We start from the raw sequence: 265 nt of genomic DNA, 5'->3' as shown, positions 1-265 counted from the left end.
CGCCTGGGCGGGGCTGTCGACCGCGCCCTTGAACTCAGCCTTGAGGACATCAAAGCGCGGCCAGCCGTCACCATGCCCGTCACGCTTGAATGTGCGGGCAACGGGCGTTCACTCCTCCAGCCGAGGCCCCTGAGTCAGCCGTGGGTGCTTGGCGCGGTGGGCACCGCCGAGTGGACCGGAACTCCCTTGGCACCCCTGCTGGAGGAGGCAGGGTTGGCGAGTGACGCCGTCGAACTTGTTTTTACCGGTGCGGACCACGGCATCC

1 protein-coding gene is annotated in these 265 nt (G+C 67.5%); it reads left to right on the top strand.

Features of this window, described 5'->3' with window-relative positions:
• A partial coding sequence (locus ACR9ZK_RS22255) for a molybdopterin-dependent oxidoreductase (protein ID WP_481344114.1) occupies window positions 1–265 on the top strand: 265 nt, incomplete at both ends.

The sequence above is a fragment of the Monashia sp. HAY1-5C genome (genome assembly GCF_056755255.1).
Note: the sequence above shows the minus strand (reverse complement) of the source record. Positions and strands in the feature narration are given on the sequence as shown.